Below are 24,779 nucleotides of genomic sequence, written 5' to 3' on the forward strand. Positions count from 1 at the left end.
CTCTAGCTAGTGGCCGCCGTCGGCGCGGTGGAGGCGCGGACGACGAGGCGGGGAGGGGCGGTGGTGGTGCGGGTGGCTGCGGGGCGCGTGCCGTCAGGGGTGCGAAGGCGTTCCAGCAGGAGTTCGGCCGCCTGTCGGCCGCGCTCGGTGGAGCCGAGGTCGACGCTGGTCAGCGGGGGCCAGCCGGCCTGCGCGAGCAGGCTGTCGTCCATCCCCGCGACGGCGACGTCCTCGGGGATGCGCAGGCCCCTGGAGTGCAGGGCACGGGCGACGCCGAGTGCCAGCTGGTCGTTGGCGCAGAACACGGCGTCCGGCCGGGAGGCGCTGTTGGCCAGCAGTTTCTCGGCGGCCTCTGCTCCCGAGTCGATGCCGAAATCGGTGTGTACGACGAGCGAGTCGTCGTATTCGAGGCCGCGTTCCGCCATGGCGGTGCGGAACCCCTCGTCCCGGTTGCGGCCGGGGACCGTGTCGGAAGGCCCGTTGACGAAGGCGATACGGCGCCGGCCGGTCTCGTACAGATGGCGCACGGCCAGGGCGGCGCCCGCGACGGAGTCGGCGCGCACGCTGTCCACGGGCACATCGTCGGGGAGCGAACCGATGACGACCACCGGTCCGGCCGCGGAGCGCAGCGCCTCGACATGCTCGTCCGTGATCCGGATGGGGCAGATGATGAGGCCGTCGCTGGTGCGGTCGCCCAGGCTGCGCAGCACGGCGAGTTCGTCGGCCACCACGGCGTCGGTGGAGTGCAGCAGCAGCCGGTAACCGGCCGCCTTGGTGACGGACTGGATGGCGCGGACCATCGCGACGTACACCGGGTTACCGATGTCGGGCATCGCGAACGTCAACTGCCGTGTCCTGCCGTCCTTGAGGGAGCGGGCCACCGCGTTGGGCACATAGCCCAACTCGGCCGCGGCCCGCTCCACCCTCTCGACGGTGTCCCGGCGGGCACCGAGGCCGTTGAGCACACGGGAGACCGAGGCGATGGACACCTCGGCGCGTTCGGCGATCGACACGATGGTCGGCTGACCGCCGCTCTGTGCCCTCGGCATCGTTTTGGCCCCCTGCGTCCGTTGGCTTCCGGATTCTGTAAACGTTTCCGGCAACTGGAAACGTTTACAGATATTGCTGTCACGTTTCCTTACCGTCAATAGACAGTAAATGTGACGCATCTCATAGGAGAAGGCGGACGCGGGCTCCGGCCCGTGTCCGCCCTGGCGCTCAACTCCGGTAAAGCCCGGCTACTTCAGCTACCGTCCGATGGTGCCGGCCTCGACGGTGGACTTCTCCGGCTCGGGGGCCGCCGGGGTCTTCTCCGAGCCGGCCGCGATATCGCGTACGGCCGGGATGACGGCCGCGATCGCGGCCGAGACCACGGCGATGCCGCAGCCGATCAGCAGGCCGGTACGGAAGCCGCCTTCGGACGTGATGCTCCGGCCGGCGATGCTGGTCGTCATCTGGGAGAGCACCAGGCCGATCACGGCGGCACCGACGGACGTGCCCAGGGAGCGCATCAGTGTGTTGAAGCTGTTCGCGGCGGCGGTCTCCGAGAGCGGGACGGAGCTCATGATGAGTGCCGGCATCGAGCCATAGGCGAGCCCCACACCGCTGTTGATCACCATGATGGCCAGCATGATTCCCCACGCGGACCCCATCAGCGCGAGCGACAGCCCGTAGCCCGCGGCGATGACCAGGGCTCCGCTGAGCAGGGTGACCTTCGGGCCGCAGGCATTGGTCAGCTTGCCGCCGAGCGGGGAGACGATCATCATCATCACGCCACCGGGTGCCATCCACAGACCGGACGCGAGTATCGACTGCCCCAGCCCGTAGCCGGTGGCCTCGGGGAACTGCAGCAGCTGCGGCATCACCAGCATGCCGGCGTACATCGCGAAACCGACGAAGATCGAGGCGATGTTGGTGAGCAGCACCCGGGGGCGGGCCGTGGTGCGCAGGTCGACCAGCGGGTCGGTCGTACGCAGTTCCCACGCGCCCCAGCCGATCAGAAGCACGACGGCGGCGGCGAACAGGCCGAGCGTGGTCCCCGAACCCCAGCCCCAGTCGGCTCCCTTGGAGATCGCGAGCAGCAGACAGACCAGACCGGCCCCGAGACCGAGCGCGCCGGGCGCGTCGAAACGCTGACCCTTGGCGGCGGGCACGCCCGGGATCAGGAACCAGATCAGTACGGCGATCGCCGTGGCCAGTACGGCGGATCCCCAGAAGAGCACGCGCCAGTTCGCGTACTGGGCGACCGCCGCGGCGATCGGCAGACCGAGGCCGCCGCCGATCCCCATGGAGGCGCTCACCAGCGCGATGGACGAACTGAGTTTCTGCGCCGGAACGACGTCGCGCAGCAGGGCGATCCCCAGCGGCACCATGCCCATTCCCATGCCCTGCAGACCGCGCCCGATGATCATTGGCACGACGGAGGACGAGAGCGCGCACACCACCGAGCCCGCGATCAGCGGCACCGAGCACGCGAGGAGCATGCGGCGCTTGCCGAGCAGATCGCCCAGGCGGCCGACGACCGGGACGCAGACGGCTGCCACGAGGAGGGTGGTCGTGATCACCCAGGTGGCGTTCGACGGCGTGGTGCCCAGAATCCGCGGCAGCTCCGCGATGAGCGGCGTGACCAGTGTCTGCATGATCGCCGCCGTGGTGCCGGCGAGCGCAAGCGTGGCGACCACGCCACCCGAACGGGAGGCGTGCTGTGGGGCGTCCATCAAGGGACTCCTATGAATGTACGGCCGGAAAGTGTTTGTGCATCGTACATACTGACTGCAACTTCCACTTTACGTGCATGATTCATATGGGTGAGGAGTACGGGTCGTCCGGACGCGGTGCGACAATGACGGGCGAGAGAGGCAGGAGGCGACATACGCATGGTCGGCGCCACGCACGAGGTCGAGTACGAGCAGATGCTGCTCAGCCGCCACACGTTCTTGAACCAGAGAGGCGGACGACGCAAAGACGCCCTGCTGGAGCGCAGCGCCTACATCCTGCTCAGCCGTATCCGCGTGCAGGGACCGATGTCGATCGGCGAACTCAGCGACGCCTTCGGGCTCGACGCCTCCACCCTGAACCGGCAGACGGCCGCGACGGTACGCGCCGGACTCGCGGAGCGTATCCCGGACCCCGACGGGGGGATGGCCCGCAAGTTCCGCCTCACACCGGAGGGCGCGCGCGTACTCGACGAGGAGAGGGAGGGCTTCGTCCGTTCCCTGGACCGGGTCATGGCCGATTGGCCCGAGGAGGACATCGTCGCCTTCGCCGCCTATCTGAAGCGCTTCAACACCGACATCGAACGCCTCGGCGGCAGGCCCTGGCCCCGCGTCTGAAACGGAGCGGACCACCGGGCGGCCGTCCTCGGAAGAGACGGCCGCCGTCTTCGGAGCATGACGGCGGCCGTCTTCGGATCGTGACGGCGGCCGTCTTCGGATCGTGACGGCCCGTCGTACGGGCGAGCCGGGGCCGCGTCCGGGGCCCGGTCAGGCCACGGCTCGGGAGCGGATCCCGCCCATCTCCCGTCCGTCCCCGTCATGGTGAATGGGCGTCCCGGAACCGGTCAGTGGAACGCCTGTCCCGCCCCGGCGCGCCGCGACGATCTCCGCCGCGATGGACAGAGCGGTCTCCTCAGGCGTACGGGCGCCGAGGTCGAGGCCGATCGGGGAGCGCAGGCGCGCCAACTCCCTTTCGCCGAGGCCGACATCACGCAGGCGCCGATCGCGGTCCTCGTGGGTGCGGCGCGACCCCATCGCGCCGACGAACGCGACCGGCAGCCGCAGGGCCGTTTCCAGTAGAGGAACGTCGAACTTGGCGTCATGGGTGAGCACGCACAGGACGGTTCGCTCGTCGGTCGCGGTGCGCCGGAGGTAGCGGTGCGGCCAGTCCACCACGAGTTCGTCGGCCTCGGCGAAGCGGACGCGGGTGGCGAAGACCGGCCGGGCGTCGCACACGGTCACGTGGTAACCGAGGAATTTGCCCGCCCGTACGAGCGCCGTCGCGAAGTCCACGGCGCCGAAGACGATCATCCGGGGCGGTGGCACCCTCGACTCCACGAACAGTGTCACACCGCCCGGGCAGCGCGATCCGTCCGCCGCGATCTCGACGGTGCCGGTGCGGCCGGAGTCCAGCAGGGCGCGGGCCTCCGCCGCCGCCGTCCGGTCCAGTTCCGGATGTCCTTCGAGGCTTCCCTCGTACGACCCGTCGGGGTGGACGAGCAGCGCCCTGCCGAGGAGTTCGGCCGGGCCCCCGGCCACCCGGGCGAGTGCCGCCGTCTCACCTCGCCGCGCGGCCGACACCGCGGCCCGGAACACCGGTGCGTCCGCGCGCACCGGCGTGACCAGGACCTCGATGACGCCGCCGCAGGTGAGTCCCACGGCGAAGGCGTCCTCGTCGCTGTATCCGAACCGTTCGCGTACGGTGCGGCCGTCCTGGAGCGCCTGGACGCACAGGTCGTACACCGCCCCTTCCACGCAACCGCCGGAGACGGAACCGATGGCGGTGCCCTGACGGTCGACCGCGAGGGCGGCGCCGGGACCGCGCGGCGCGCTGCCCCCGACGGCCACGACGGTGGCGACGGCGAAGTCCCGGCCCTCCTCGAACCAGCGGTTCAACTCCTCGGCCATATCAAGCACTCCGGGCTCCCTCCGCCGCCCGGCGCCGGGCCTCGTCCGCCGCACGCAGGACCCGGTCCGGACGGATCGGCAGATCCCGGTGGCGTACGCCGGTCGCGTGCCACACCGCGTTGGCGATGGCGGCGGCGACGCCCACGACACCGATCTCGCCTATGCCCTTGATCCCGATCGGGTCGTCCGGGACGGGATCGTCCACCCAGTCCGCCTCGATGACCGGCACATCGGCGTGTGCGGCGAAGTGGTAGCCGGCGAGGTCGGCGCCGACATGGCCGCCGGAGGCCTGGTCCCTGAACGCCTCCTCGTGGAGGGCCATCGACAGCCCCCAGGTCATACCGCCGATGAGCTGGCTACGGGCCGTGAGCGGGTTCACGATGGTGCCCGCGGCATAGATGCCGAGCAGCCGTCGTACGCGCACCTCACCGGTGGTGACATCCACCGCGACCTCGGCGAACTGCGCCCCGAACGAGTGCCGTTCCTTCTTCGTGAGGGCACCGATGGCCTCGGCCGTGTTCGAGCGGGCGGTGATCCCCTCCGGCGGAATACCGCCTCCCAGGGCCAGCCGCTCGCGCAGTTCGTCCGCCGCGATCGTCACGGCCCACGCCCAGGAGCGCGTGCCCATCGAGCCGCCGGCGAACATCGCGGGGCCGAGATCGCTGTCCGCGAGGCGTACCCGGATACGGTCCGGATCCACCGTCAGGGCGTCCGCGGCGACCAAGGCGATCGCGGTCCGTGCCCCGGTGCCGATGTCCGCCGCGTTGATCCGCACGGTGAAGGTGCCGTCCGACTCCGCGGTCACGGCCGCCGTGGACGGGCGGGCTCCCGAGGGATAGGTGGCCGCCGCCGTTCCGGTCCCGAGCAGCCAGCGCCCCTCACGGCGCAGACCGGGACGCGGGTCACGGTCCGCCCAGCCGAACCTGCGGGCGCCCTCCTCGAAGCAGGCGAGCACATTGCGGCTGCTGAAGGGCAGCCCGGACACGGGACCCGTCTCCGGCTCGTTGCGCGCGCGCAGCGCGATCGGGTCCATGCCGCACTTCTCGGCCAGTTCGTCCAGGGAGGATTCGAGGGCGAAGGACCCCGGCGCCTCGCCCGGTGCGCGCATCCAGGACGGGGTCGGCACATCGAGCCGCACGAGCCGGTGAAGTGTGCGATGCGCGTCGGCGTCGTACATCACACGCCCCAGCACGGCGCTCGACTCGACGAATTCGTGCACGGTCGACGTAAGACTCAGCGCCTGGTGGTCGAACGCCCGCAGCCGGCCGTCGGCATCGGCGCCGAGCCTCATCCGCTGCGCCGTGGGACTGCGGAAGCCGACGAGGGAGAACAGCTGACGGCGGGTCAGTACGACACGGACCGGGCGATGGAGGAGGGTCGTGGCCATCACCGCGGCCACCTGGTGCGGGCTGAGCCCCTTCGATCCGAAGCCGCCGCCGACATGTTCGGACCGCACCCGTACGGAGGCCGGGGCGAGGGAGAAGAGCTGCGCCAGTTCGGTCGCCACCCAGGTGCTGCCCTGGTTGGAGTCGACGACGTCGAGCCGGCCGCCGTCCCAGCGAGCCGTCGCCGCGTGCGGCTCCATCGCGTTGTGGTGCTCCTCCGGAGTGGTGTACTCCTCGTCCACGACGACGGCGGACGCGTCGAGTTGGGCCTCTATGTCGCCCTTCTCCGTCTCGGCCTGGACCATCGCGTTGCTGTCCGGCGTATACACACCGGAACGTCCGGCGAAGAACGCGACGTCGTGCGGCTCCTCGTCGTAGCGCACCACCAGCGCCTCGGCGGCCTCCCTGGCCTGCTCGGAGGTCTCGGCCACGACCAACGCCACCGGCCATCCCACGAAGGGGACACGGTCGTGCTGGAAGATCCCGAGGACCGGGTTCGGCCGCCCCAACATGCCCACGTAGTCGATGTCGACACGAGGCGCGTTCCCGTGGTGCAGGACGGTGAGGACGCCGGGCATGGCAAGGACGGGGGAGTCCTCGACGGAGCGGATACGGCCGCGGGCCACGGTCGACAACACCAGCCAGCCGTGGGCGAGTTCGGCGAAGGGGATCTCTCCCGCGTAGCGGGCCGCGCCGGTGACCTTGTCGCGGCCCTCCACCCGGGTGCGGGCGGAGCCGACGGCGCCCGTCACCGCGGAGATACCGGCCGCCGTGGTCGATGTCGTCGGCGTGGTCATCGGGGCACCTCCTCGGAGAGTTCGGTCAGCACGGCCACCACGAGGTTGCGCGTCAACGTCACCTTGTATCCGTTCTCGGGAAGCGCCTCGGCGGCCTCCAGTTCGGCATCCGCGGCGGCGGCGAACGCCTCCGCGCTCGCCGGGCCGCCGATCAGCGCCCGCTCGGCCGTACGGGCCCGCCACGGGCGGGACGCGACCGCCCCGAAGGCCAGGCGCACTTCCCGTACGACACCGTCCTGAACGTCGAGCGCGGCGGCGATCGAGCCGATCGCGAACGCGTACGAGGCGCGCTCGCGCACCTTCCGGTAGCGCGAGTGGGCGGCGACCGGGGCAGGTGGCAGCGTGACACCGGTGATCAGCGCGCCGGGCGGAAGGGCGGTCTCGATGTGCGGGGTGTCGCCCACGGGCGCGTAGAACTCGGCGATCGGCAACTCACCCGGTCCGTCCGCCGTTTCGTACGAAATGACGGCGTCGAAGGCGGCGAGTGCGACCGCCATGTCCGAGGGATGGGTGGCGACGCAGTGCTCGGAGGCGCCGAGGATCGCGTGATTGTGGTGCTCACCCGCGAGCGCGGGGCAACCGCTGCCCGGAGCACGCTTGTTGCACGGTTTGCCGAGGTCGGTGAAGTAGCCGCAGCGGGTCCGCTGGAGCAGATTCCCGCCGACCGTGGCCATGTTGCGCAGCTGTCCCGAGGCGCCGGCCAGGACGGCCTGCGCCAACGCCGGGTAGTGACGCCGTATGTCGGGGTGGGCCGCGAGATCGCTGTTGGTGACGGTCGCGCCGATGCGGAGCCCGCCGTCGTGTGTGAACTCGATTCCGTCGAGGGGGAGTTCGCGTATGTCGATGAGCAGCGCGGGCCGTTCGACGCCGGACTTCATCAGGTCGATGAGGTTGGTGCCGCCGCCGAGGAAGCGGGCCTCGGGAGCGGTGCCGAGCAGGGCGACCGCGCCGGAGACGTCGAAGGCACGTTCGTATCCGAATTCCCTCATGCCGCCGCCTCCTTGACCTCGGCGTCGGCCGTCTCGGCCTCGGCTGCCTCCGCCGCCCGCGCGACCGCCTGCACGATCGACACGTAGGCGCCACAGCGGCACAGGTTGCCGCTCATCCGCTCGCGGATCTCCTCGGCGGTGAGCGCGGGCACCCCCGCCTCGGGCCGGATATCGCCGGTCACGGCGCTCGGCCAGCCCGCCGCGTGCTCCTCGATCACGGCGAGCGCCGAACAGATCTGCCCCGGTGTGCAGTAGCCGCACTGGTAGCCGTCGAGGTCGAGAAAGGCCTGCTGCACCGGATGCAGCCGCTCACCATCGGCAACGCCTTCGATGGTGGTGATCGCGCGCCCCTCGGCCGCGACCGCGAACTGGAGGCAGGAAACCGTCCGGCGTCCGTCGACCAGCACCGTACAGGCACCGCATTGACCCTGATCGCATCCCTTCTTGGTACCGGTCAGATCAAGATGCTCACGCAGGGCGTCGAGCAGGGTGGTGCGATGGTCGACGGGCAGTGTGTACTTCTCGCCATTGATGTTCAGGATGATGGCGCTGTGCGTCGAGAAGGGAGGTGGGGGCATGTCAGCCTTCTTTCGCGTTGCTGATCCGCGTCGTCGAACGAGACGATCCCGGCAGACGGTCCGGGAGGGAGAGGGCATGGGTCGCCCACACTGGCCGGATCACCGCTATGGTGAAGCTAAGCGGACAACTGTCCGTTAGTCATCGAACCTAACGGACAGCTGTCCGGTAAGCAAGGCCGGGCTTGATCGTTATTCCGGAGAGCCCCGGAAGACTTGGCTGTGATTCCGGCAGGAGGACACGTGCGACCGGAAGAGGGACGAGCGCGGGAAGAGGCGACGCTGCGCTCGGACGCGCAACGGAATCGCGAGCGCATTCTGGAAGTCGCGCTGGTCGAGCTGACGCGAGCCGCGGACGCCCCGCTGAGCGTGATCGCGAAGAAGGCGTGTGTCGGGCAGGGGACGTTCTACCGTAACTTTCCCAACCGCGAGGCCCTCGTCCTGGAGGTCTACCGCTACGAGATGCAGCAGGTCGCCGACACCGCGGCCCAGCTCCTCCGGACCCGCGCGCCCGACCTGGCCCTGAGGGAGTGGATGGACCGCCTGGCCCAGTACGCGATGGCCAAGGCGGGCCTGGCCGCCGCGCTGCGCAAAGCCACCAGTGACCACGGCGGCCTGGCCCAGCTGGGACACGGCCCGGTGACCCAGGCGGTCACGCTGCTGCTGAACGCGAACGAGAAGGCCGGGACGATCCGCCCGGGGCTGACCCCCGACGACTTCGTGCTCGCCATCGCCGGGCTCTGGCAGCTCGACCCGCGAGGCGACTGGCAGCCGCGCGCGGCACGGCTGCTGGACCTCGTGATGGACGGACTACGGGCGGGCGCGCGCGGAGCGGGCGGACCCACGACCGATGAGTCCGAGGCGGACGGTTCCCGCCGGGAGCGGTAGGTCCGGGGCCCGTCGGAACGGTTACGGACCCGGGGTCCGATCCGGGATCCGCCCCACCACCGGCCGGCCGTACGCGGCTCTCAACGGCGGTGCCGCTCGGGGCGATCAGCCGGACACCTACCGGAGACCGGCGAGAAGCGGTGCGAAGTAGCCGCCGTCCTCCTCGGCGAACGCCCTGAGCATCGCGGCGGCGGTGGCGCGGTCGGCTTCGTCGGGGTCGTCCGCGGCCAGTTCGTTCGCCAGCATCCACATCTCCAGCATGATGGAGTAGCCGATCAGCACGTCGGGGCCGCCCGCGGTGTCCAGCGTGGCTTCCACGATGCGACCCACCACGTCCCGCAGCGGTGCGCGTTCCTCGGGATCACCCGGGCCGAAAGCCATCTTGGCCATCTCGTTGAGGTCGATCGCGACGGGCGCGACGACTGCGAACTCGAAGTCGAGAAGCGCCACGACCTCCCCGTTGTTCCAGAGTGTGTTGGGCGTGCAGAAGTCGCCGTGGTTCAGCACCTTCCGCGCTCCGGGCAGGGCGGTCCAGAAACGCTCAAGTGACCGGCCAAGTCCCTTCGCCTGGGACGTGTTGAGCTCCCCGGCCTTGACGAGCCGGTCGAGGGCGGTCGTGACGTCCCCCGCGGTCTCGGGGAAGAACGGCGAGCGGGAGCGGGCGTGCGGCGCGGCGGCGGCCACGTCGACGCGGTGGATATGACGGGCCCGTTCCCACATCTGATCGAGGGCGCGCGATCGGTCGGTGTGGTCGAGCGACGGCCAGACCTCCTCCAGATTCTCCCCGGCCAGCCGCCGGGTGAGCACCCACTCGTGGCCCCGGGTGACGCCCGAGTCCACGATCGTGGGGTAGCCGACCTCCCTCGGGAGAAGCCTCACCAGCCGTTCCTCACGGAGCAGATCGGCGGTCCCGGGCTGGGCCGCGACGCGAATGACCAGTTCATCGGTGAGCCATGTGGCGTTGGTCCAGCCCCGTCCGCGTCGGGCGCCACTGAGATCCGCTCCCTGTCCGCGCAGGACCTCTTCGGCCACGAGCTGAGGGGCAGGGGCGTTGCTGTCGATGCTGTCCGTCACGACAGGCACGCTAACCAATCGCCAACGGGCGAACCAGTCAATATCGGCACCGTTTGAATGACCGATACATCGACGGGTTACCATATGAGCGCCGCCTAGCTCGAAAGATAAGATCTGTGACTGTCGCTGAGGAATCGTTCACCAACTGGAAGCACCGCGAGGAGATCGCGGAGGCGATGATCCCGATCATCGGAAAGCTGCATCGGGAGCGGGACATCACGGTCCTGCTCCACAGCCGTTCCTTGGTGAACAAGTCGGTGGTCAGCATCCTCAAGACCCACCGATTCGCCCGGCAGATCGCCGGCGAGGAACTCTCGGTCACGCAGACACTGCCGTTCCTGCGTGCTCTCACCACACTCGATCTCGGCCCCTCGCAGATCGATATCGGCATGCTCGCCGCGACGTACCAGGCCGACGAACGTGGTCTCTCGGAGGAGGAGTTCACCGCCGAGGCCGTCGCGGGCGCGACGGGCGACAACAAGATCGAGCGCCGCGAGCCGCGCGATGTCGTCCTCTACGGCTTCGGCCGCATCGGCCGCCTCCTCGCCCGGCTGCTCATCGAGAAGACCGGCTCCGGCAACGGCCTGCGGCTGCGCGCCATCGTCGTACGCAAGGGCGCCGGCCAGGACCTCGTCAAGCGTGCCTCGCTGCTGCGCCGTGACTCCGTCCACGGCCAGTTCCAGGGCACGATCACCGTCGACGAGACGAACAGCAAGATCATCGCCAATGGCAACGAGATCAGGGTGATCTACTCCGACGACCCGACGTCGGTGGATTACACGGCGTACGGCATCAAGGACGCCATCCTCATCGACAACACCGGCAAGTGGCGTGACCGCGAGGGCCTGTCGAAGCATCTCCGCCCCGGCATCGACAAGGTCGTCCTGACCGCGCCCGGCAAGGGTGACGTCCCCAATGTCGTCCATGGCGTCAACCACGACATGATCACGTCGGACGAGCGGATCATGTCCTGCGCGTCCTGCACCACCAACGCGATCGTCCCGCCGCTGAAGGCGATGGCGGACGAATACGGCGTCCTGCGTGGCCATGTGGAGACCGTCCACTCGTTCACCAACGACCAGAACCTGCTGGACAATTACCATCAGTCCGACCGCCGCGGCCGGTCGGCGCCTCTCAACATGGTCATCACCGAGACCGGCGCCGCCTCCGCTGTTGCCAAGGCGCTGCCGGACCTCAAGGCAAGGATCACCGGCAGCTCCATTCGCGTCCCCGTGCCGGACGTCTCGATCGCGATCCTCAGCCTGCGACTCGCGCGCGAGACCAATCGCGAGGAGGTCCTCGACTACCTCCGCAATGTGTCGCTGAGCTCTCCGCTCAAGCGTCAGATCGACTTCATCAGCGCCCCCGACGCGGTCTCCAGCGACTTCATCGGCTCGCGCCACGCCTCGATCGTCGACGCCGGGGCCACCAAGGTCGAGGGCGACAACGCGATCCTCTACCTCTGGTACGACAACGAGTTCGGCTACTCCTGCCAGGTCATCCGTGTCGTCCAACACGTGTCCGGGGTGGAGTACCCGACCTACCCGGCCCCGGCGGTCTGATCCCGACGGCTCTCACCGCCGCAGCGCGCGGGCGCACCAGCCGATGACCACGGCGTTCACCAGGGCGCCGAGACCGATCGCGACGAAGATCATGGAGAAATGGTCCGGCAGTACGATCACGATCAGACTGACCGGTGCGGTGGCGATCAGCGGCACCACCCCGGCGAACGAGGCGTCGGGGTTGTCGCCGAGACTCACGACAACGGCCCAGACGGTCAGGACCGCGCAGACGGCGAGATAGACGCGAGCGAGAACGCTGCCGAGCGCGTGGCGAACGGTGCGCAGGACCGGGTGTGTCGACTCGGAGCCGGATTCGGTCATGACAGTGCTCTCCTCGTGTGCGGTACTCATGGCTTCAACGGCCCTTTCGGTGTGGTGGGTGGTGGGTGTCGTGTGTCGGGTCGAGCGTGGTGGCGGACGGCTCCGGGGCGTCACATCTGCGTGCCGGGAGGGGTCACACGGGCGAGACCCAGGTCGTACGCGAGGATGGTCGCCTGCACCCGGTCGCGTACCCCGAGTTTGCGCAGCAACGCGTTCACATGGGACTTGACGGTGCCGACGGTGATGTCGAGTTCGGCTGCGATCTCCGCGTTGTTGAGTCCCGACGCGATCAGGGTGAGGACGAAACGCTCTCGTGCGGTCAGCCGGTCAAGGGCCGCCGCGTCCTTCCCGGCCCACGGCCCGGCGGGCCGGTCGGCGGCGTAGTGGCCGATGAGCCGGCGGGTGGCGGACGGGGCGAGGACGCTCTCCCCACCCGCCACGATCCGGATGCCGTGCAGCAGTTCGGCCGCCTGCACGTCCTTGAGCAGGAAGCCGGACGCACCGGCGCGCAGCGTTTCGAAGACATAGGCGTCGAGGTCGAACGTGGTCAGCACGAGGACGCGAGGCGGATTGTCGCGCCCGGTGATGATCCGGGTGGCGGTGATGCCGTCGAGTCCTGGCATCCGTACGTCCATGACGATCACGTCCGGCGCGAGCTGTTCGGCGAGGCCCACCGCGGCGGCGCCGTCGCCTGCCTCACCCACGACGGTCATGTCCGGCTCGGCGTCGATGACGGCCGCGAAACCCGCCCGGACGACTGTCTGGTCGTCGACCACCAGCACGGTGAGGGTCATGGGGCTTCCTTCTGGGGCGTGGCTCCGTCGCTCGGGACGGTGCTCAGGGGCAGACGCAACAGGACCGTGTCCGGTCGTTCGGTGGTGAGAGTGCCGCCGAGGGCGGCGGCCCGTGTCACCAGCCGGTGGTGTGCCGCGAGGTGGGTGGCTTGGGACACGCCGGTCGCGGTGAGGGTCAGTTCGCGGTCCACGGCGTCGAGGACGAGCACCGCGGGTTCGTCACCGCCCGCTTGGAGAAGGGTCTCGGCGGCACGGTAGGCGGCGATGTCCACCTCCGCGGGCAGCCGCTCAGGCACCCGGTCGGTGAGTCGTACCTCCACCTGACGGCCGGTGGCCCGGTACTGGCCGACGAGCAGGTCGAGGGCCTGCAGCGTGGGCTGCGGCCGTAGTTCGGCGTGCTGCTCCCCGGCCCGGACCGTTTCGAGCAGGGACCGCATGGCGGTCAACGCGTCCCGGGCCCGTTCCGCTGTCCGCGCGAGCCGCCCCGCCTCCGCCTCCTCGACCACTTCGGCCGTGCGTGCCAGCACGGTGGTCTCCAGCCCGATGGTGATACGGCGGCGTTCGGCCCAGGCGTCCCTGACCGCCTCCTCCGTCCATGCCGCGAGACGGTCCTGGTCCGTATCGCGGGCGGCTCGCCGACGCTTCCCGTACCGGGCGCCGACGGACTGGGCGAGGGCAGCCGCCGACGCGGCCATGGCGATCGCGGCCCCGACGACCGCCCAGGCGGGAAAGGAGACACCACGGGCCAGTACGGCGGCGATCACCGCGCCCGCGTGCACGGCGGCGGCCACCGCCGGTACGGCCCGACTCCCGGCCGGACGCGGCACCGCCACCATGGCGAGCGCCACGCAGGTGGCGAGCATGCTCAGCCCCGGCGGCAGAAGCACCGGACCCGTGTATCCGCTCACCGACATCGCCACCGGCCAGAATCCGGCCAGGACCAGCAGCACACTCAGCGCGGTCCGCGGAGCCTGCCGCAACCACAGCAGTGTGAGCACCTGCGCCGTGGCGAGCAGCGCGAAGAGCGCACCGGCGGAAACGCCCGACCCGGCAGGCGTCGCGCTCTCCCGGATGACCAGGAGCGGCAGCAGCGGCTGGAGGCACAGCCCCGCGGCGGCGGTGAGCTGGGCGAGGCGGTAGGCGCGCGGAACGGATGGAGACGGCGCCGCCCTGTTCCGCCCCGGCAGGACCGCGTGCACCTCCCACCCTCCGTCGGGTGTCGGCCCGCTGGTGAGTGTGCCGCCCGCCTCCCTCGCTCGGCCGCGCAGGAAGTTCTGGCCGTTCCCGCCCCCCAGCCCTTCGCCGTGCGTCGTACCGGTGCCGGACGCGTCCGGCGGAGCGTTGCGCACCACGATGTCCGTGTGGGTGTCACCGTAGGTACAGCGCACGGTGGTGGGTGCGCCGGAGGCGTGGCGGACCACATTGGTCAGCGCCTCGCGGACAATGCCGTACGCGGCGTCGCCGATGGAGCCGTCCGGAAGGGCCTCGGTCTCATAGGTCACCGGCTGTCCGAGGGCACGGAAGCCGGCGACGAGTTCCCGCAGTCGCTCCTCCGGCGCCGGGAGGTCCTCCGGTGTGGGTGTCGGAGCCCTCACCGCACTCAGTGCCCGGGTCACCTCGCGGCCCGTCTCGGCGGCGAACCGCACCGCCTGGTCGGCCAGCTCGGGCCGGCGGTCGCGCAGCCCGAGCGCCGCCTCGACCGTCACGACCACCGCCGTGAGGTGGTGCGCGCTGACGTCGTGCAACTCCCTTTCCATCCGGCGTCGTTCCGCCGCCGGAAGCCGGTGCCGCTCGTCCTCCGCCCGGTGCAGACGCCGTTCGGCGGTCTGCCGAGCGGCCCGTACCCGCCGCAGAAACAGCCCCGTACCGGTGGCGGTCGCGTAGAGCAGTGTGGTGAGGACGAGGTCGAGGCCCTGGCCGCCGCCGAGACCGTGCAGGCTGAGGCCGTGCACGAGCTGCCAGACCGCGAGCGTCGCCACAGACAACAGCGCAGTGAAGGTGTCCCGTTCGACGGCCACCGTGAACAGGGCCAGCGCGACACCCGCGGTACCGAGCACAGCCACCGCGCCCGCGGGCAGCGGTCCCGCGCCGACCGCGCAGGCGGCGGCGACCAGGATGAGGGCGGGCACCGGGCGGGTACGGCGGACCGCGAGCGCGGCGCCCACCAGACCGCCCACCAGGGCGGCCACGAGGAGGTGCGCGGCCGTCGGGGTCGCGCCGCGCGACAGCGCGTACCCCGGCCACACGGCTGCCTGGGCGCCGAGCAGCAGGACCGGGAGAAACCGGTTGTCAGTTCGTTCCATGATGGGCTCCACGCTACGGTCACCCGCGACCCGTGGGCATCAGGCCCCAGGACGATCATGCCCTCTAACCAGAGATAGAGACAGCACCCGGTTAACCAGGGATGGAGACAGCACCCGGGCCGGCCCGACCGGTGCCGCGCGCGAAGGAAGCGGGCCCTTGCCTCTCTCCGGAGGCCAGGACCTTTCCCTCCCGGTCAGTGGGGGCGTCCCTGATCAGTGGGGGGCAACGGCGATCTGTACGCGGTGGCTGTCGCTGTCGGAGAGGAACGACGCCAACTCCCGCCCCTCTTCGGCCACGGCGGCGCGGTCGGCCCCGGCGAACGGGCGCAGCGGGGTGACCACCACCGTGCCGGCCGTGACAGTCCAGGTCGCGGCCACCCGGCCGTCCACCAGGACAACGCGGGCGCCGGTGACCGACAGACCGCGGTGGGCGTCGTCGATGATCCGGCCGCGGTCGTGGTAACCGAGGATCGCGTTGTCGAACGCCGGCAGGAACCGCACCGGGGCGGGTGTGCCGGGGTCGGGGCGTGGCGCGTCGGGGAGGTCGAGCAGTTCCCGGCCTCGCTCGTCGCGGAAGGTCACCAGCTCTTCGCGTATCGCGGCCACCGCGGCCGGCAGTCCCGCGAGACCGCACCAGGCACGCAGGTCGGCCGAGGCCGCAGGGCCGAACGCGGCCAGGTAGCGCCGTACCAGCGCCTGGCCCACGGGATCGGCGCCGTCCGGGGACGGAGGGTCGATCTCGCGACCCAGCCACGACGCGAGCGGGACATTGCGCACCCCTCCCTTGGCCCGCCAGAGCCCGCGCGGCGGCAGCTGCGCCACCGGGACGAGGGCGGCGATCAGCATCTCGCCCAGTGCTCGCCTCCCCGGCGTAGGCCAGCGCTCGGCGAGCGCTCGCGCGAGCTCGGTCATCGAGCGGGGCTCGCCGTCGGCCATGACCGCCCGGCCCGCGGCGGACAGTTCGTCGAGGTCTATTCCGTCGAGCTCGCGGCGGTAGGTTCCGAGTACCCGTTGGCGCAGCATGGCGTCGTGGCGGGAGCGCCAGGCCAGGGCGTCGTCCGCGGTGACGAGGTGGACGGTGCGGCGCATGAGATGGGTCCGCACCACGCGCCGCCCGGTGAGCAGGTCAGACAGCACCGCCGGGTCGAACGCGCGCAGCCGTGACCAGAGCCCGACGAACGGTTCCTGGGGTTCCTGCGCTTGCAGACCGCCGAGATGCGCGACGGCGTCGAGGACCGGTACGTCGGCGCGATCGAGCAGCAACTGCCGGGCCAGCGTCGCGCGGTTGAGCGCCCGGGTGTCGAGAACGGTCATCGGGTCACACCCGCGGGGCGCTGCCGGTCGGTGTTACCGGCCCGTCCGAACATCAGGGTGCCCAGGGGGCAGGGGCCGACCTGATGACCGGTCCGCCCCGGCTCGCGCGTTGTCACGGTGACGCCGTTCCCTTCGAATCCGTACACGTTCCGTACGTGTGCCATAGATGTCCTGAGGCCAGGACCGGACGGCCGGCGGACAGCCGCCGCCCGGCCCTGGTTCACCGCGCCCGGAGCGCGGCACCGGGCCGGGGCGGTGGCCCCGACCCGGTCGGGATCCGTCGCCGGTCAGGTCGACTTCCGGCCGTCGAGCGTCTCGCGCAGGATGTCCGCGTGCCCGGCGTGCTGAGCGGTCTCGGCGATGAGGTGCATCAGCACCCCGCGCACGCTGAGCACCCCTCCCGGCTCGTTCCAGGGCGCCTCGGGCAGCGGGTGCGTCACCGACAGATCGGGCACTGTGGTGGCGACCTCCTCGGTCCGGGCGGCGACCTCCTCGTACCGCGCGAGGATCCCGGCCAGCGTCTCGCCGGGCAGCATCCGGAAGTCGTTACGGTGGTCGATCGCCCACTGCGGGAACTCGCGTGCGGTGCCGGCGGCGATATCGCCCCAGTCGACACCGTCGGGCAGGTCGTACGACATCGCCGACGGGCCCTCGACCGCGAAGCGAGCCCACTCCTCCTCCATGGACGCGACGTGCTTGATGAGCCCTCCCAGGCACAGCTCGCTGACCGTCGGGCGCTCGCCCGCCTGTGCGTCGCTGAGCCCGCGCACCGTGTTGATCAGGGCGGATCGCGCGGTCGCGAGCGTGGCGAGCAGGTCGGCCCGCTCGGCGTCGACGACTGAGCCGGGTGTGATCGTCGGGGTCACGGTGATCAGGTCCTTCCGGTTGTTCTCGGTGCTGTTCCCATTGGCTGGCACGAGACAACAATCGCAGGAGAAGCGGACAGGTTGTGTCCGCTTCTCGGGGCGCTGACCGGTCAAGTCGCGCGCAGACACATCCGGGTGGTTTCACGGGCGAGCGATACCGCTCCCACACATCGGCGCCACACACTGAGGAACCATGCGCCACTCAAGATCCTCCGCCACCCGCGTCAGCCGCCGGCAGGTGCTGTCCGTCTCCGGTGCCCTCGCGCTGACCGCCGCCTGCGGCTCCAACACCGGCCGGGGCGGGGGAGCGGGCGGCGGTCCCGCGCTCGATCAGTGGTATCACCAGTACGGCGAGGCCGGCACCGAACAGGCGGTGCGGCGCTATGCGTCCGCGTACCGGAAGGCGCGGGTCAACGTCCAGTGGCGGCCCGGGAATTACGACCAGCAGACGGCCGCGGCACTGCTGACCGAGAGCGGGCCGGACATCTTCGAGGGCCGGCCGACCCTCGACCAGATCAGGGGAGGGCAGGTCGCCGATCTCACCGGCCTGCTGAAGGGCGTCAGGGACGACTTCCCTCCCGCGGTGCTCGCCCCCAAGACGTATCAGGGCAAGGTCTACGGCATCCCGCAGGTCATCGACACACAGCTGCTCTACTACCGCAAGAGCCTACTGGACAAGGCCGGTGTCCGGCCGCCGCGCACCCTTGACGAACTGATCGACGCCGCGAAGGCGTTGACGACGAAGGACGTCAAGGGCCTCTTCCTCGGCAATGACGGCGGCGCCGGTGTCCTCGGTGCCACCCCGCTGCGCGCCGCCGGCCTGGAACCGGTCACCTCCGACGGAGAAGTCGGCTTCGACGACCCACGGGCCGCCCGGACCCTCGGCAAACTGCACCGGTTCCACGCCGACGGCTCCCTCCTGCTCGGCGCTCCCACCGACTGGTCCGACCCGTCCGCGTTCGTCCAGGGGCTGTCCGCCATGCAGTGGACGGGACTGTGGGCCCTGCCGCGGATCCAGCAGGCGCTCGGCGACGACTTCGGCGTCCTGCCCTTCCCCGAGGACGGCCCCCAGGGCAGACCGTCGGTCCCGGTCGGTGCCTACGGCGCGGCCGTCAGCGCGCACAGCGGCCACATCGACGCGGCGAAGGCCTACGTGAAGTGGCTGTGGGTCGAACGCACCGACTATCAGGAGGACTTCGCGCTCTCCTACGGTCTCCACATCCCCGCCAGGCTCTCGCTGGCGAAGAAGGCGGCCGGACCCGCCAAGGGCGCGGCGGCCGACGCCGTCCGGTTCACGACCGACTACGGATACGCGGGACCCCTGCTGTGGACCGACAGGAGCGTGACCGCCTTCCAGGACGCCCTGAGCCGGATCATCATCGACGGCGCCGACCCGGCCGCGGAGCTCAGGCCGGTCATCGCCACGACGAGGGCCGAGCTGAAGCGGGTGCGGTCATAGCCGCCCCGACAACTCGCGTAGGTCCTGTCCGCCCGCGAAGATCGGCCGGACAGGACCTGAACGGCGGGACACTTGGGCGGCGACTGCGCGGACCCCAGAATCGCTACGTATGGTTCTGGGCCTTCGTCGGGCCCTTCGCCGCCGGGCTCGCTCTCTTCGTCTACGTACCACTGGTGTGGAGCGTATGGCTGAGCTTCTTCGACGCCCACAACACCGTGACCCCGACCGAGTTCGTGGGCTTGGACAACTACATCGAGATCCTCGGCGACCCCTCCTTCACCTCCAGCCTCACCACCTTCGCCGTCTTCTCCCTTTTCATCGTCCCGGCGACGTACGCCCTCTCGCTCTCGCTCGCGCTGATGGTGCACCGGCTGCGCTTCGCCCAGGCGTTCTTCCGGTCCGTCTTCTTCCTGCCGACCGCCTGCTCCTATGTCGTCGCCGCGATCATCTGGAAGCTCTCGATCTTCAACGGGGTGCGGTACGGGCTGGCGAACACGGTGCTCGGCTGGTTCGACGGCTCCGGCATCGCCTGGCTGTCGACCACCAGACCGCCCTGGTACTGGCTGGTCATCGTGACCCTGCGACTCTGGCTCCAGGCCGGCTTCTACATGGTGATCCTGCTTGCCGGGCTGCAGCGCATCCCGCCCACGCTCTACGAGGCCGCCGCGGTCGACGGCGCCCGCCCCGGCTGGCAGGTCTTCCGGCACATCACGTTCCCACAGCTCCGTGCGACCTCCGTCGCCGTCGTCCTGCTCCTGGTGGTCAACGCCTTCCAGGCCTTCGACGAGTTCTACAACCTGCTGTCCACGGCGAGCGGTTACCCGCCCTACGCCAGACCGCCCCTGGTCTACCTCTACTACACCGCACTGGGCCAAGGGCAGAACCTGGGGCTCGGCAGCGCGGGCGCCGTGATCCTCGCACTCATCATCGCCGTCGTGACGGTGTTACAGGCACGCTGGTTCGGCCTCGGGCGCCGGGAGGACTGACCCATGCGACGACACCCCACGAGCGGACCGGGAGAGTACTCGGCAGGCCGGGCCTGCCGGCGATTCGCCCGCGGACCGCGGCTCGTTCTGCTCGGCGCGCTCGCCGGGCTCTTCCTCATCCCGTTCTATCTGCTGATACGCAACGGACTGGCCACCGAGGCGGACATCACCGGGCCCGAGTGGACGTTCTTCCCTGACAGCCCGCACTGGGGGAACCTCCGGGAGCTGTTCGACGACAGCGGTGTGCCCATGGCGCACGCCCTGTGGAACTCGGCCGTGATCGCCGTCCTCACCACCGCCGGAACCCTGCTGCTCGCCTCGCTCGCCGGATACGGCCTGGCCCGCGTCGCATACCCCTACGCGAACCACGTCTTCTACGCGTTTCTGGGCACCCTCCTGATCCCGTCCGCCGTCACCTTCGTTCCGAGCTTCGTCCTGGTCTCCGCGCTCGGCTGGATCTCCACCCTGCGGGGACTGATCATCCCGACCCTCTTCAGCGCCCTGGCGGTCTTCCTCTTCCGCCAGTACTTCCTGGGCTTCCCCCGCGAGCTGGAGGACGCGGCCAGGGTGGACGGGCTCGGCCACTGGCGTACGTTCTGGCGGATCGTCGTGCCCAACACACGGCCGGTCTTCGCCGCCGTCGGCGCGATCGTCTTCATCGGCTCCTGGAACTCCTTTCTGTGGCCGCTGGTGATCGGCCAGGACCGCGACGCCTGGACCGTCCAGGTCGCCCTCGCCACCTTCACCACGGCCCAGACCATCAGCCTCCATGAGCTCTTCATCGCCGCCGCCGTCTCGATCCTCCCCCTGCTGGTGGTCTTCCTGGTGCTGCAACGCCATATTGTCGCGGGCACGGAGCGCTCCGGCATCGACGACTGACGGGGGAGCCCGGCACCGACCGCCGACGGCCAACAGCGCGGGAAGCAGCGGAAGTTACCGACCCGGCGCGGCCGTCATTCCTGGCGCCCGGCAGTCGGGAGAGGTCCCTCGACGAGATCGCGCAGCTGGGAGCGGGCGGTGATACCCAGTTTGGGGAAGCTGCGGTAGAGGTGCGAGCCGACCGTGCGCGGGGACAGGAACAGCTTCTCGCCGATCTCGCGGTTGGTCAGCCCGCGGGCGGCGAGCCCGATGATCTGCCGCTGTTGTGGGGAGAGTTCGGCGAGCGTGTCGGGGGCGGGGTCCGTGACGTCGAGGCCGGCGGCGCGCGATTCGGCGCGGGCGCGCTCGATCCACGGGCGCGCTCCCAGGCGACGGAAGATCTCCAGGGCCTCTGTCAGCGGCGCTCGCGCCTCCGCGATGCGCCGCCGGCGCCGCAGCCACTCGGCGAGGTCGAGGAGGGTCTGCGCGCGTTCGAAGGGCCAGCGCTCCAGTACCGGGTCCGCCAGGGCCGCCCGGAAATGCGGCTCGGCGTTCTCCGGAGCCGCCAGCAGGCCACGAGCGCGGCTGATCAGCGCGCGCAGGCGGGGTGAGGCGTTGTCCGCGAGCGTGTGTGCGGAACGCTCGACGATCGCCACCGCCTCCTCGCGATGGCCGGCGCGCACCGCGGCGGCGGCCAGATCGGCGAGGGCCGGGTAGGACGCGTGGTAGTGCACGGGTGCGCCTTCCGCCGTGAAGGCCATGCGGAGTTGGTCGTACGCGGTCTCGTAGTCGCCCGCCGCGACCGCCGCGGCACCGAGCGCGCGACGGGCGCGGACGGCCACAGAACGGCTCTCCAGCGGATCGATCAGGGCGAAGGCGTCGGCGGCTCGGGAGCGGGCCGCCGACACGTCTCCCTGGAAGGCCAGTACGGTGGCATCCGCCGAGGCCGCACAGGCCACGGCGTGGTCGAGGCCGGTCGTCGAACCGACCGCGGTGGTGCGGGCGCAGACCTCGCGGGCCTGGTCCCATCTGCCGTGTTCCACATAGGCCCAGGCGATCGCGCCGCCCAAACCCTCCGGCAGCGGTCCGCGTGACTCCCAGCGGTCGAAGGCCTCGTCGGCGGCGCGGACGGCCCGCGGGGTCTCGTCCAGGAGCCACGCCATGATCGCGAGGGTGGTGAGCCGGTCCGGACGGTGCTCCGCCTCGGCCGCCAACCGGGGGAGCAGGGAGAGGAGTTCGGCTCTGTCGTCGAAGGGATCCGTCACGGCTCTCACCCAGGCGCGCGACCACGCGTGTGACGCGTCCTCGGGAAGGCGCCGCAGGACGGCCCGGACGCGCTGCCGCCCCGTGTCCTCCCCGGAGTAGTAGCGGACCACGGCGGCGGTGGCCAGCAGGTCCAGAGCGACGGCGGGCCGCGAGAGCGCCAACCGCTCGGCGGCGTCGGCCAGTCGGGAGAAGACCACGGTGTGGCGGACGGTCAGCGCCGCCAGTCGGCCGACCTGCACCGCCGCGGCGGCCAGCAGCGACGCGTCGTCGGTGCGCGCGTGTGCCGCGGCGGCCAGTTCCTCGACCCAGGCGATATCGCCGGTGAACACGGCCGCCGCGGCGGCCTCGACCAGCAGCCGGGCGCTGTCCTCGCGTCCCGGTGCCAGTTCCGCGGCGCGTTGCAGGGCCTTGGCCGCCGCCGCGTGGCCGCCGCGCAGACGGGCCCGGTCGGCGGTCCGCTCCAGCTCCGCCGATACGGCCGCGTCCGGGCGCGGCGAGGCGGCGGCGAGATGCCAGGCACGCCGGTCGGGTTCGTCCCGCAGCAGCTCCGCGAGTACGAGGTGAGCCTCGCGCCGCGCGTCGGCGGACGCGGCGTGATAGGTGGCGGACCGGACCAGCGGGTGGCGGAACCGTATGTCCCGACCAGTGCGCCGGACCAGCCCGGCCCGCTCGGCGGGGGGCCATGCGTCGTCCTCGGCGGGCGGCAGCCCGGCGGAGACGGCGATCGCGGAATCGGCACTGTCCATGGCGGCCAGGAGCAGCAGCGCCCGGGTGGTGGAGGCGGAGAGACCGGTCAGACGGGCCGCGAAGATCCGCTCCAGGTGCTCGGTGAGCGGGAGCGGACCCGCCGCCGGCGGCTGAACGGCCGTGCCGTGTACGGCGGCCGACCGCGTCAGTTCGGCCAGTGCCAGCGGGTTGCCGCCGGCCTGGTCGAGGATGCGGGTCCTGGTCCGGCCGGTGGGGCTCTCCGGCTGGAGGTCCAGCAGCCGGTTGGCCGCGGCGTTGTCGAGCGGTCCGAGGGTGAGCGTCGGTACGTGCCGGTCGAATCCGGGCGGTTGATCGCCGGCGCGGGCTCCGATCAGTATCGTGACCCGTTCGTCCCGCAGCCGTCTGGCGGCGAAGGACAGCGCGTCCAGGGAAGCACGGTCGCACCACTGCGCGTCGTCCAGCACCACGAGCAGAGGGCCCCGGTCGCCCAGGGCCGACAGCAGGCTCAGGACGGCGACCCCGATGAGCATCAGGTCGGGCGCCGTCATGGCCGGCCCCTCGCCGAAGGCGTCACGTATCGCCGTACGCTGCCGCTCGGGCAGCCCGTCCAGCTCGGCCCGTACCGGCCGCAGCAGTTGATGCAGCGCGGAGAACGCGAGGCTCGACTCCGACTCGCTCCCGTCGGCGCGCAGTACGCGAGTGCCTCTCGCACCGGCCCGGCCCACGGCGGCGTCAAGCAGCGCGCTCTTCCCCGTACCCACCTCGCCCACGAGCACCAGAACCGGGTCGGCCGGCGCCGAGTCCACCGCGCGGAAGAGACGGGTCAGCTCCGCGTTCCGGCCGACGATCGGCGTCCCCGCGTCCGGCTCCGCTCGCGTGAGCGCACCGGGATCCCCTGCGTGCTCGTCGTCCACAAAGTCTCCGGGAGTCATGGCTCCCGATCGGAGCCGCCGTGCCGTGCCCCACCCAGGCTACAAGCGCCGGGGCGGGTGCCCGGAGCACGTTCGGGCGGGTGCAGTCAGCTGACGGATACCGACGGCGGCGTGGGCGCCCGTACGGTTCCGGGAAATCCCCTGAATTCTCAAGGAAGCCCTGTGGAGCAGATCGAGCTCGGCAATGTCACCGTCACCCGGGTCCGGGAATACTTCGGTCCCGTGGATATGACCCCCGACACCTTCTTCCCGGAGAGCCCGAAGGAAGTCTGGGAAGAAGGCGCCTCCTGGCTGACCCCGCATTTCCTGGATTCCGGGACCTCGATCGTGAACTCCGCGATCCAGACCTGGCTGCTGCGCAGTGAGGGCAGGACGATCCTCATCGACACGGGCGTGGGCAATCATAAGGAGCGCCCGTACGCACCGGTGTGGAGCCATCTGGAAACCGGCTTCCTGGCCAATCTCGCCCGGGCCGGTGTCGAACCCGAGGACGTGGACATCGTGGTCAACACGCATCTCCATGTCGATCACGTCGGCTGGAATACATATCTCGACGGCCGGCATTGGGTTCCCACTTTCCCCAACGCCACCTATCTGATATCGAAGGACGACTTCGACTTCTGGAATCCCGAGAACGGTCATGAGCCGGTGCTCGGCCGCGGCAACCAGAATGTCTTCGAGGACAGCGTGGCCCCGGTGCACGAGGCCGGCCGGACGCTCCTGTGGGAGAACAGCTATCAGATCGACGCCGGCCTGCGCCTGGACGCCGCCCCCGGGCACACCCCCGGCTCCTCCGTACTGACCCTCGCGTCCGGGTCGGATCGCGCGGTGTTCGTCGGCGACCTGCTGCACAGCCCGGTGCAGATCCTCGAACCCGACGCCAACAGCTGCTTCTGCGAGGACCCCGCGGGCGCCCGCGCCACCCGCCGCAAGGTCCTTGGCTGGGCGGCCGACAACAACGCACTCCTGGTCCCCGCGCATCTGGGCGGTCACGGCGCCGCGGAAGTGGTGCGTGACGGAAGCAAGTTCGCCATCAAGGGCTGGGCGCCCTTCGCCCCGTACACCGAACAGGGCTGAGGC

At 70.6% G+C, this 24,779-nt stretch carries 20 protein-coding genes; 7 read left to right on the forward strand and 13 right to left on the reverse strand.

Going from position 1 to position 24,779, the window contains the following annotated elements; genetic code table 11:
• Positions 1-2: 2 nt before the first annotated feature.
• Both AB0M67_RS14975 and AB0M67_RS14980 read right to left on the reverse strand, forming a co-directional pair.
• Positions 3-1,049 (reverse strand): LacI family DNA-binding transcriptional regulator, encoded by a 1,047-nt coding sequence (locus tag AB0M67_RS14975; RefSeq protein WP_365745769.1) that lies wholly within the window; start codon positions 1,047-1,049, stop codon positions 3-5.
• Positions 1,050-1,247: 198 nt separating this feature from the next.
• Entirely contained in the window at positions 1,248-2,717 is a 1,470-nt protein-coding gene (locus tag AB0M67_RS14980; protein ID WP_365745770.1) for an MFS transporter, read from the reverse strand.
• A gap of 159 nt (positions 2,718-2,876) precedes the next feature.
• Here AB0M67_RS14980 and AB0M67_RS14985 point away from each other — a divergent pair, with 159 nt between their 5' ends.
• Entirely contained in the window at positions 2,877-3,332 is a 456-nt protein-coding gene (locus AB0M67_RS14985) for a MarR family transcriptional regulator (RefSeq protein WP_365745771.1), read from the forward strand.
• Positions 3,333-3,482: 150 nt separating this feature from the next.
• Here AB0M67_RS14985 and AB0M67_RS14990 read toward each other — a convergent pair whose 3' ends face one another.
• From AB0M67_RS14990 to AB0M67_RS15005, 4 genes are read right to left on the reverse strand one after another with little or no spacing between them, the layout of a single operon-like run.
• Positions 3,483-4,631 carry an XdhC/CoxI family protein gene (locus AB0M67_RS14990; protein WP_365745772.1) on the reverse strand — a complete coding sequence of 383 codons (1,149 nt, stop codon included), beginning with the start codon at positions 4,629-4,631 and terminating at the stop codon, positions 3,483-3,485.
• Entirely contained in the window at positions 4,624-6,804 is a 2,181-nt protein-coding gene (locus tag AB0M67_RS14995; protein ID WP_365745773.1) for a xanthine dehydrogenase family protein molybdopterin-binding subunit, read from the reverse strand. Before AB0M67_RS14995 ends, AB0M67_RS14990 begins: the two co-directional genes overlap by 8 nt.
• Complete coding sequence (locus tag AB0M67_RS15000) at positions 6,801-7,793, reverse strand: xanthine dehydrogenase family protein subunit M (RefSeq protein ID WP_365745774.1); 993 nt, start codon at positions 7,791-7,793, stop codon at positions 6,801-6,803. The genes AB0M67_RS14995 and AB0M67_RS15000 overlap by 4 nt, the downstream gene beginning before the upstream one ends.
• Positions 7,790-8,371 (reverse strand): 2Fe-2S iron-sulfur cluster-binding protein, encoded by a 582-nt coding sequence (locus AB0M67_RS15005; protein ID WP_365745775.1) that lies wholly within the window; start codon positions 8,369-8,371, stop codon positions 7,790-7,792. The genes AB0M67_RS15000 and AB0M67_RS15005 overlap by 4 nt, the downstream gene beginning before the upstream one ends.
• 240 nt (positions 8,372-8,611) lie before the next feature.
• On the opposite strand from AB0M67_RS15005, the gene AB0M67_RS15010 reads away from it, so the two are divergent.
• Positions 8,612-9,256 carry a TetR/AcrR family transcriptional regulator gene (locus AB0M67_RS15010; protein WP_365745776.1) on the forward strand — a complete coding sequence of 215 codons (645 nt, stop codon included), beginning with the start codon at positions 8,612-8,614 and terminating at the stop codon, positions 9,254-9,256.
• Positions 9,257-9,373: 117 nt separating this feature from the next.
• On the opposite strand, the gene AB0M67_RS15015 is transcribed toward AB0M67_RS15010, so the two are convergent.
• On the reverse strand, positions 9,374-10,330 hold the full coding sequence (locus tag AB0M67_RS15015) for an aminoglycoside phosphotransferase family protein (RefSeq protein WP_365745777.1): 957 nt from the start codon (positions 10,328-10,330) through the stop codon (positions 9,374-9,376).
• A gap of 116 nt (positions 10,331-10,446) precedes the next feature.
• On the opposite strand from AB0M67_RS15015, the gene AB0M67_RS15020 reads away from it, so the two are divergent.
• Complete coding sequence (locus tag AB0M67_RS15020) at positions 10,447-11,892, forward strand: glyceraldehyde-3-phosphate dehydrogenase (RefSeq protein WP_365745778.1); 1,446 nt, start codon at positions 10,447-10,449, stop codon at positions 11,890-11,892.
• A gap of 12 nt (positions 11,893-11,904) precedes the next feature.
• On the opposite strand, the gene AB0M67_RS15025 is transcribed toward AB0M67_RS15020, so the two are convergent.
• The 5 genes from AB0M67_RS15025 to AB0M67_RS15045 form a co-directional block, all read right to left on the reverse strand.
• Positions 11,905-12,213 (reverse strand): hypothetical protein, encoded by a 309-nt coding sequence (locus tag AB0M67_RS15025; protein WP_365745779.1) that lies wholly within the window; start codon positions 12,211-12,213, stop codon positions 11,905-11,907.
• A gap of 110 nt (positions 12,214-12,323) precedes the next feature.
• The gene (locus tag AB0M67_RS15030; RefSeq protein ID WP_365745780.1) at positions 12,324-13,007 is read right to left on the reverse strand and encodes a response regulator transcription factor; all 684 of its coding nucleotides are present in this window, start codon (positions 13,005-13,007) and stop codon (positions 12,324-12,326) included.
• On the reverse strand, positions 13,004-15,310 hold the full coding sequence (locus AB0M67_RS15035; RefSeq protein ID WP_365745781.1) for a histidine kinase: 2,307 nt from the start codon (positions 15,308-15,310) through the stop codon (positions 13,004-13,006). Before AB0M67_RS15035 ends, AB0M67_RS15030 begins: the two co-directional genes overlap by 4 nt.
• A gap of 213 nt (positions 15,311-15,523) precedes the next feature.
• Positions 15,524-16,624 carry a winged helix DNA-binding domain-containing protein gene (locus tag AB0M67_RS15040; RefSeq protein WP_365745782.1) on the reverse strand — a complete coding sequence of 367 codons (1,101 nt, stop codon included), beginning with the start codon at positions 16,622-16,624 and terminating at the stop codon, positions 15,524-15,526.
• 287 nt (positions 16,625-16,911) lie between these two features.
• Positions 16,912-17,496 (reverse strand): DinB family protein, encoded by a 585-nt coding sequence (locus tag AB0M67_RS15045; RefSeq protein ID WP_365745811.1) that lies wholly within the window; start codon positions 17,494-17,496, stop codon positions 16,912-16,914.
• A 187-nt stretch (positions 17,497-17,683) separates the two neighbouring features.
• On the opposite strand from AB0M67_RS15045, the gene AB0M67_RS15050 reads away from it, so the two are divergent.
• From AB0M67_RS15050 to AB0M67_RS15060, 3 genes are read left to right on the forward strand one after another with little or no spacing between them, the layout of a single operon-like run.
• Positions 17,684-18,949 (forward strand): extracellular solute-binding protein, encoded by a 1,266-nt coding sequence (locus AB0M67_RS15050; protein WP_365745783.1) that lies wholly within the window; start codon positions 17,684-17,686, stop codon positions 18,947-18,949.
• Positions 18,950-19,005: 56 nt separating this feature from the next.
• Positions 19,006-19,935, forward strand: coding sequence for a sugar ABC transporter permease (locus AB0M67_RS15055; RefSeq protein ID WP_365745812.1), 930 nt, complete (start codon positions 19,006-19,008; stop codon positions 19,933-19,935).
• Positions 19,936-19,938: 3 nt separating this feature from the next.
• Positions 19,939-20,814, forward strand: a complete 876-nt coding sequence (locus AB0M67_RS15060) for a carbohydrate ABC transporter permease (RefSeq protein ID WP_365745784.1) — start codon at positions 19,939-19,941, stop codon at positions 20,812-20,814.
• Between the two features lie 74 nt (positions 20,815-20,888).
• Here the strand turns inward: AB0M67_RS15060 and AB0M67_RS15065 are convergent, their stop codons facing one another.
• A complete protein-coding gene (locus tag AB0M67_RS15065) occupies positions 20,889-23,699 on the reverse strand; it encodes an AAA family ATPase (protein WP_365745785.1) in 2,811 nt (936 codons plus the stop codon).
• 162 nt (positions 23,700-23,861) lie between these two features.
• Between AB0M67_RS15065 and AB0M67_RS15070 the strand changes: the two genes are divergently transcribed.
• Positions 23,862-24,776 (forward strand): MBL fold metallo-hydrolase, encoded by a 915-nt coding sequence (locus AB0M67_RS15070; protein ID WP_365745786.1) that lies wholly within the window; start codon positions 23,862-23,864, stop codon positions 24,774-24,776.
• Positions 24,777-24,779 lie beyond the last annotated feature (3 nt).

The sequence above is a fragment of the Streptomyces sp. NPDC051662 genome, assembly GCF_040681655.1.
Lineage (GTDB): Bacteria > Actinomycetota > Actinomycetes > Streptomycetales > Streptomycetaceae > Streptomyces.

What these genes read in the sequence shown, in the direction of transcription:
- AB0M67_RS14975 (WP_365745769.1), bottom strand. Translation starts at nt 1,049, where the DNA reads ATGCCGAGGGCACAGAGCGGCGGTCAGCCGACCATCGTGTCGATCGCC.
- AB0M67_RS14980 (WP_365745770.1), bottom strand. Translation starts at nt 2,717, where the DNA reads ATGGACGCCCCACAGCACGCCTCCCGTTCGGGTGGCGTGGTCGCCACG.
- AB0M67_RS14985 (WP_365745771.1), top strand. Translation starts at nt 2,877, where the DNA reads ATGGTCGGCGCCACGCACGAGGTCGAGTACGAGCAGATGCTGCTCAGC.
- AB0M67_RS14995 (WP_365745773.1), bottom strand. Translation starts at nt 6,804, where the DNA reads ATGACCACGCCGACGACATCGACCACGGCGGCCGGTATCTCCGCGGTG.
- AB0M67_RS15000 (WP_365745774.1), bottom strand. Translation starts at nt 7,793, where the DNA reads ATGAGGGAATTCGGATACGAACGTGCCTTCGACGTCTCCGGCGCGGTC.
- AB0M67_RS15005 (WP_365745775.1), bottom strand. Translation starts at nt 8,371, where the DNA reads ATGCCCCCACCTCCCTTCTCGACGCACAGCGCCATCATCCTGAACATC.
- AB0M67_RS15025 (WP_365745779.1), bottom strand. Translation starts at nt 12,213, where the DNA reads ATGACCGAATCCGGCTCCGAGTCGACACACCCGGTCCTGCGCACCGTT.
- AB0M67_RS15030 (WP_365745780.1), bottom strand. Translation starts at nt 13,007, where the DNA reads ATGACCCTCACCGTGCTGGTGGTCGACGACCAGACAGTCGTCCGGGCG.
- AB0M67_RS15035 (WP_365745781.1), bottom strand. Translation starts at nt 15,310, where the DNA reads ATGGAACGAACTGACAACCGGTTTCTCCCGGTCCTGCTGCTCGGCGCC.
- AB0M67_RS15040 (WP_365745782.1), bottom strand. Translation starts at nt 16,624, where the DNA reads ATGACCGTTCTCGACACCCGGGCGCTCAACCGCGCGACGCTGGCCCGG.
- AB0M67_RS15050 (WP_365745783.1), top strand. Translation starts at nt 17,684, where the DNA reads ATGCGCCACTCAAGATCCTCCGCCACCCGCGTCAGCCGCCGGCAGGTG.
- AB0M67_RS15060 (WP_365745784.1), top strand. Translation starts at nt 19,939, where the DNA reads ATGCGACGACACCCCACGAGCGGACCGGGAGAGTACTCGGCAGGCCGG.
- AB0M67_RS15065 (WP_365745785.1), bottom strand. Translation starts at nt 23,699, where the DNA reads ATGACTCCCGGAGACTTTGTGGACGACGAGCACGCAGGGGATCCCGGT.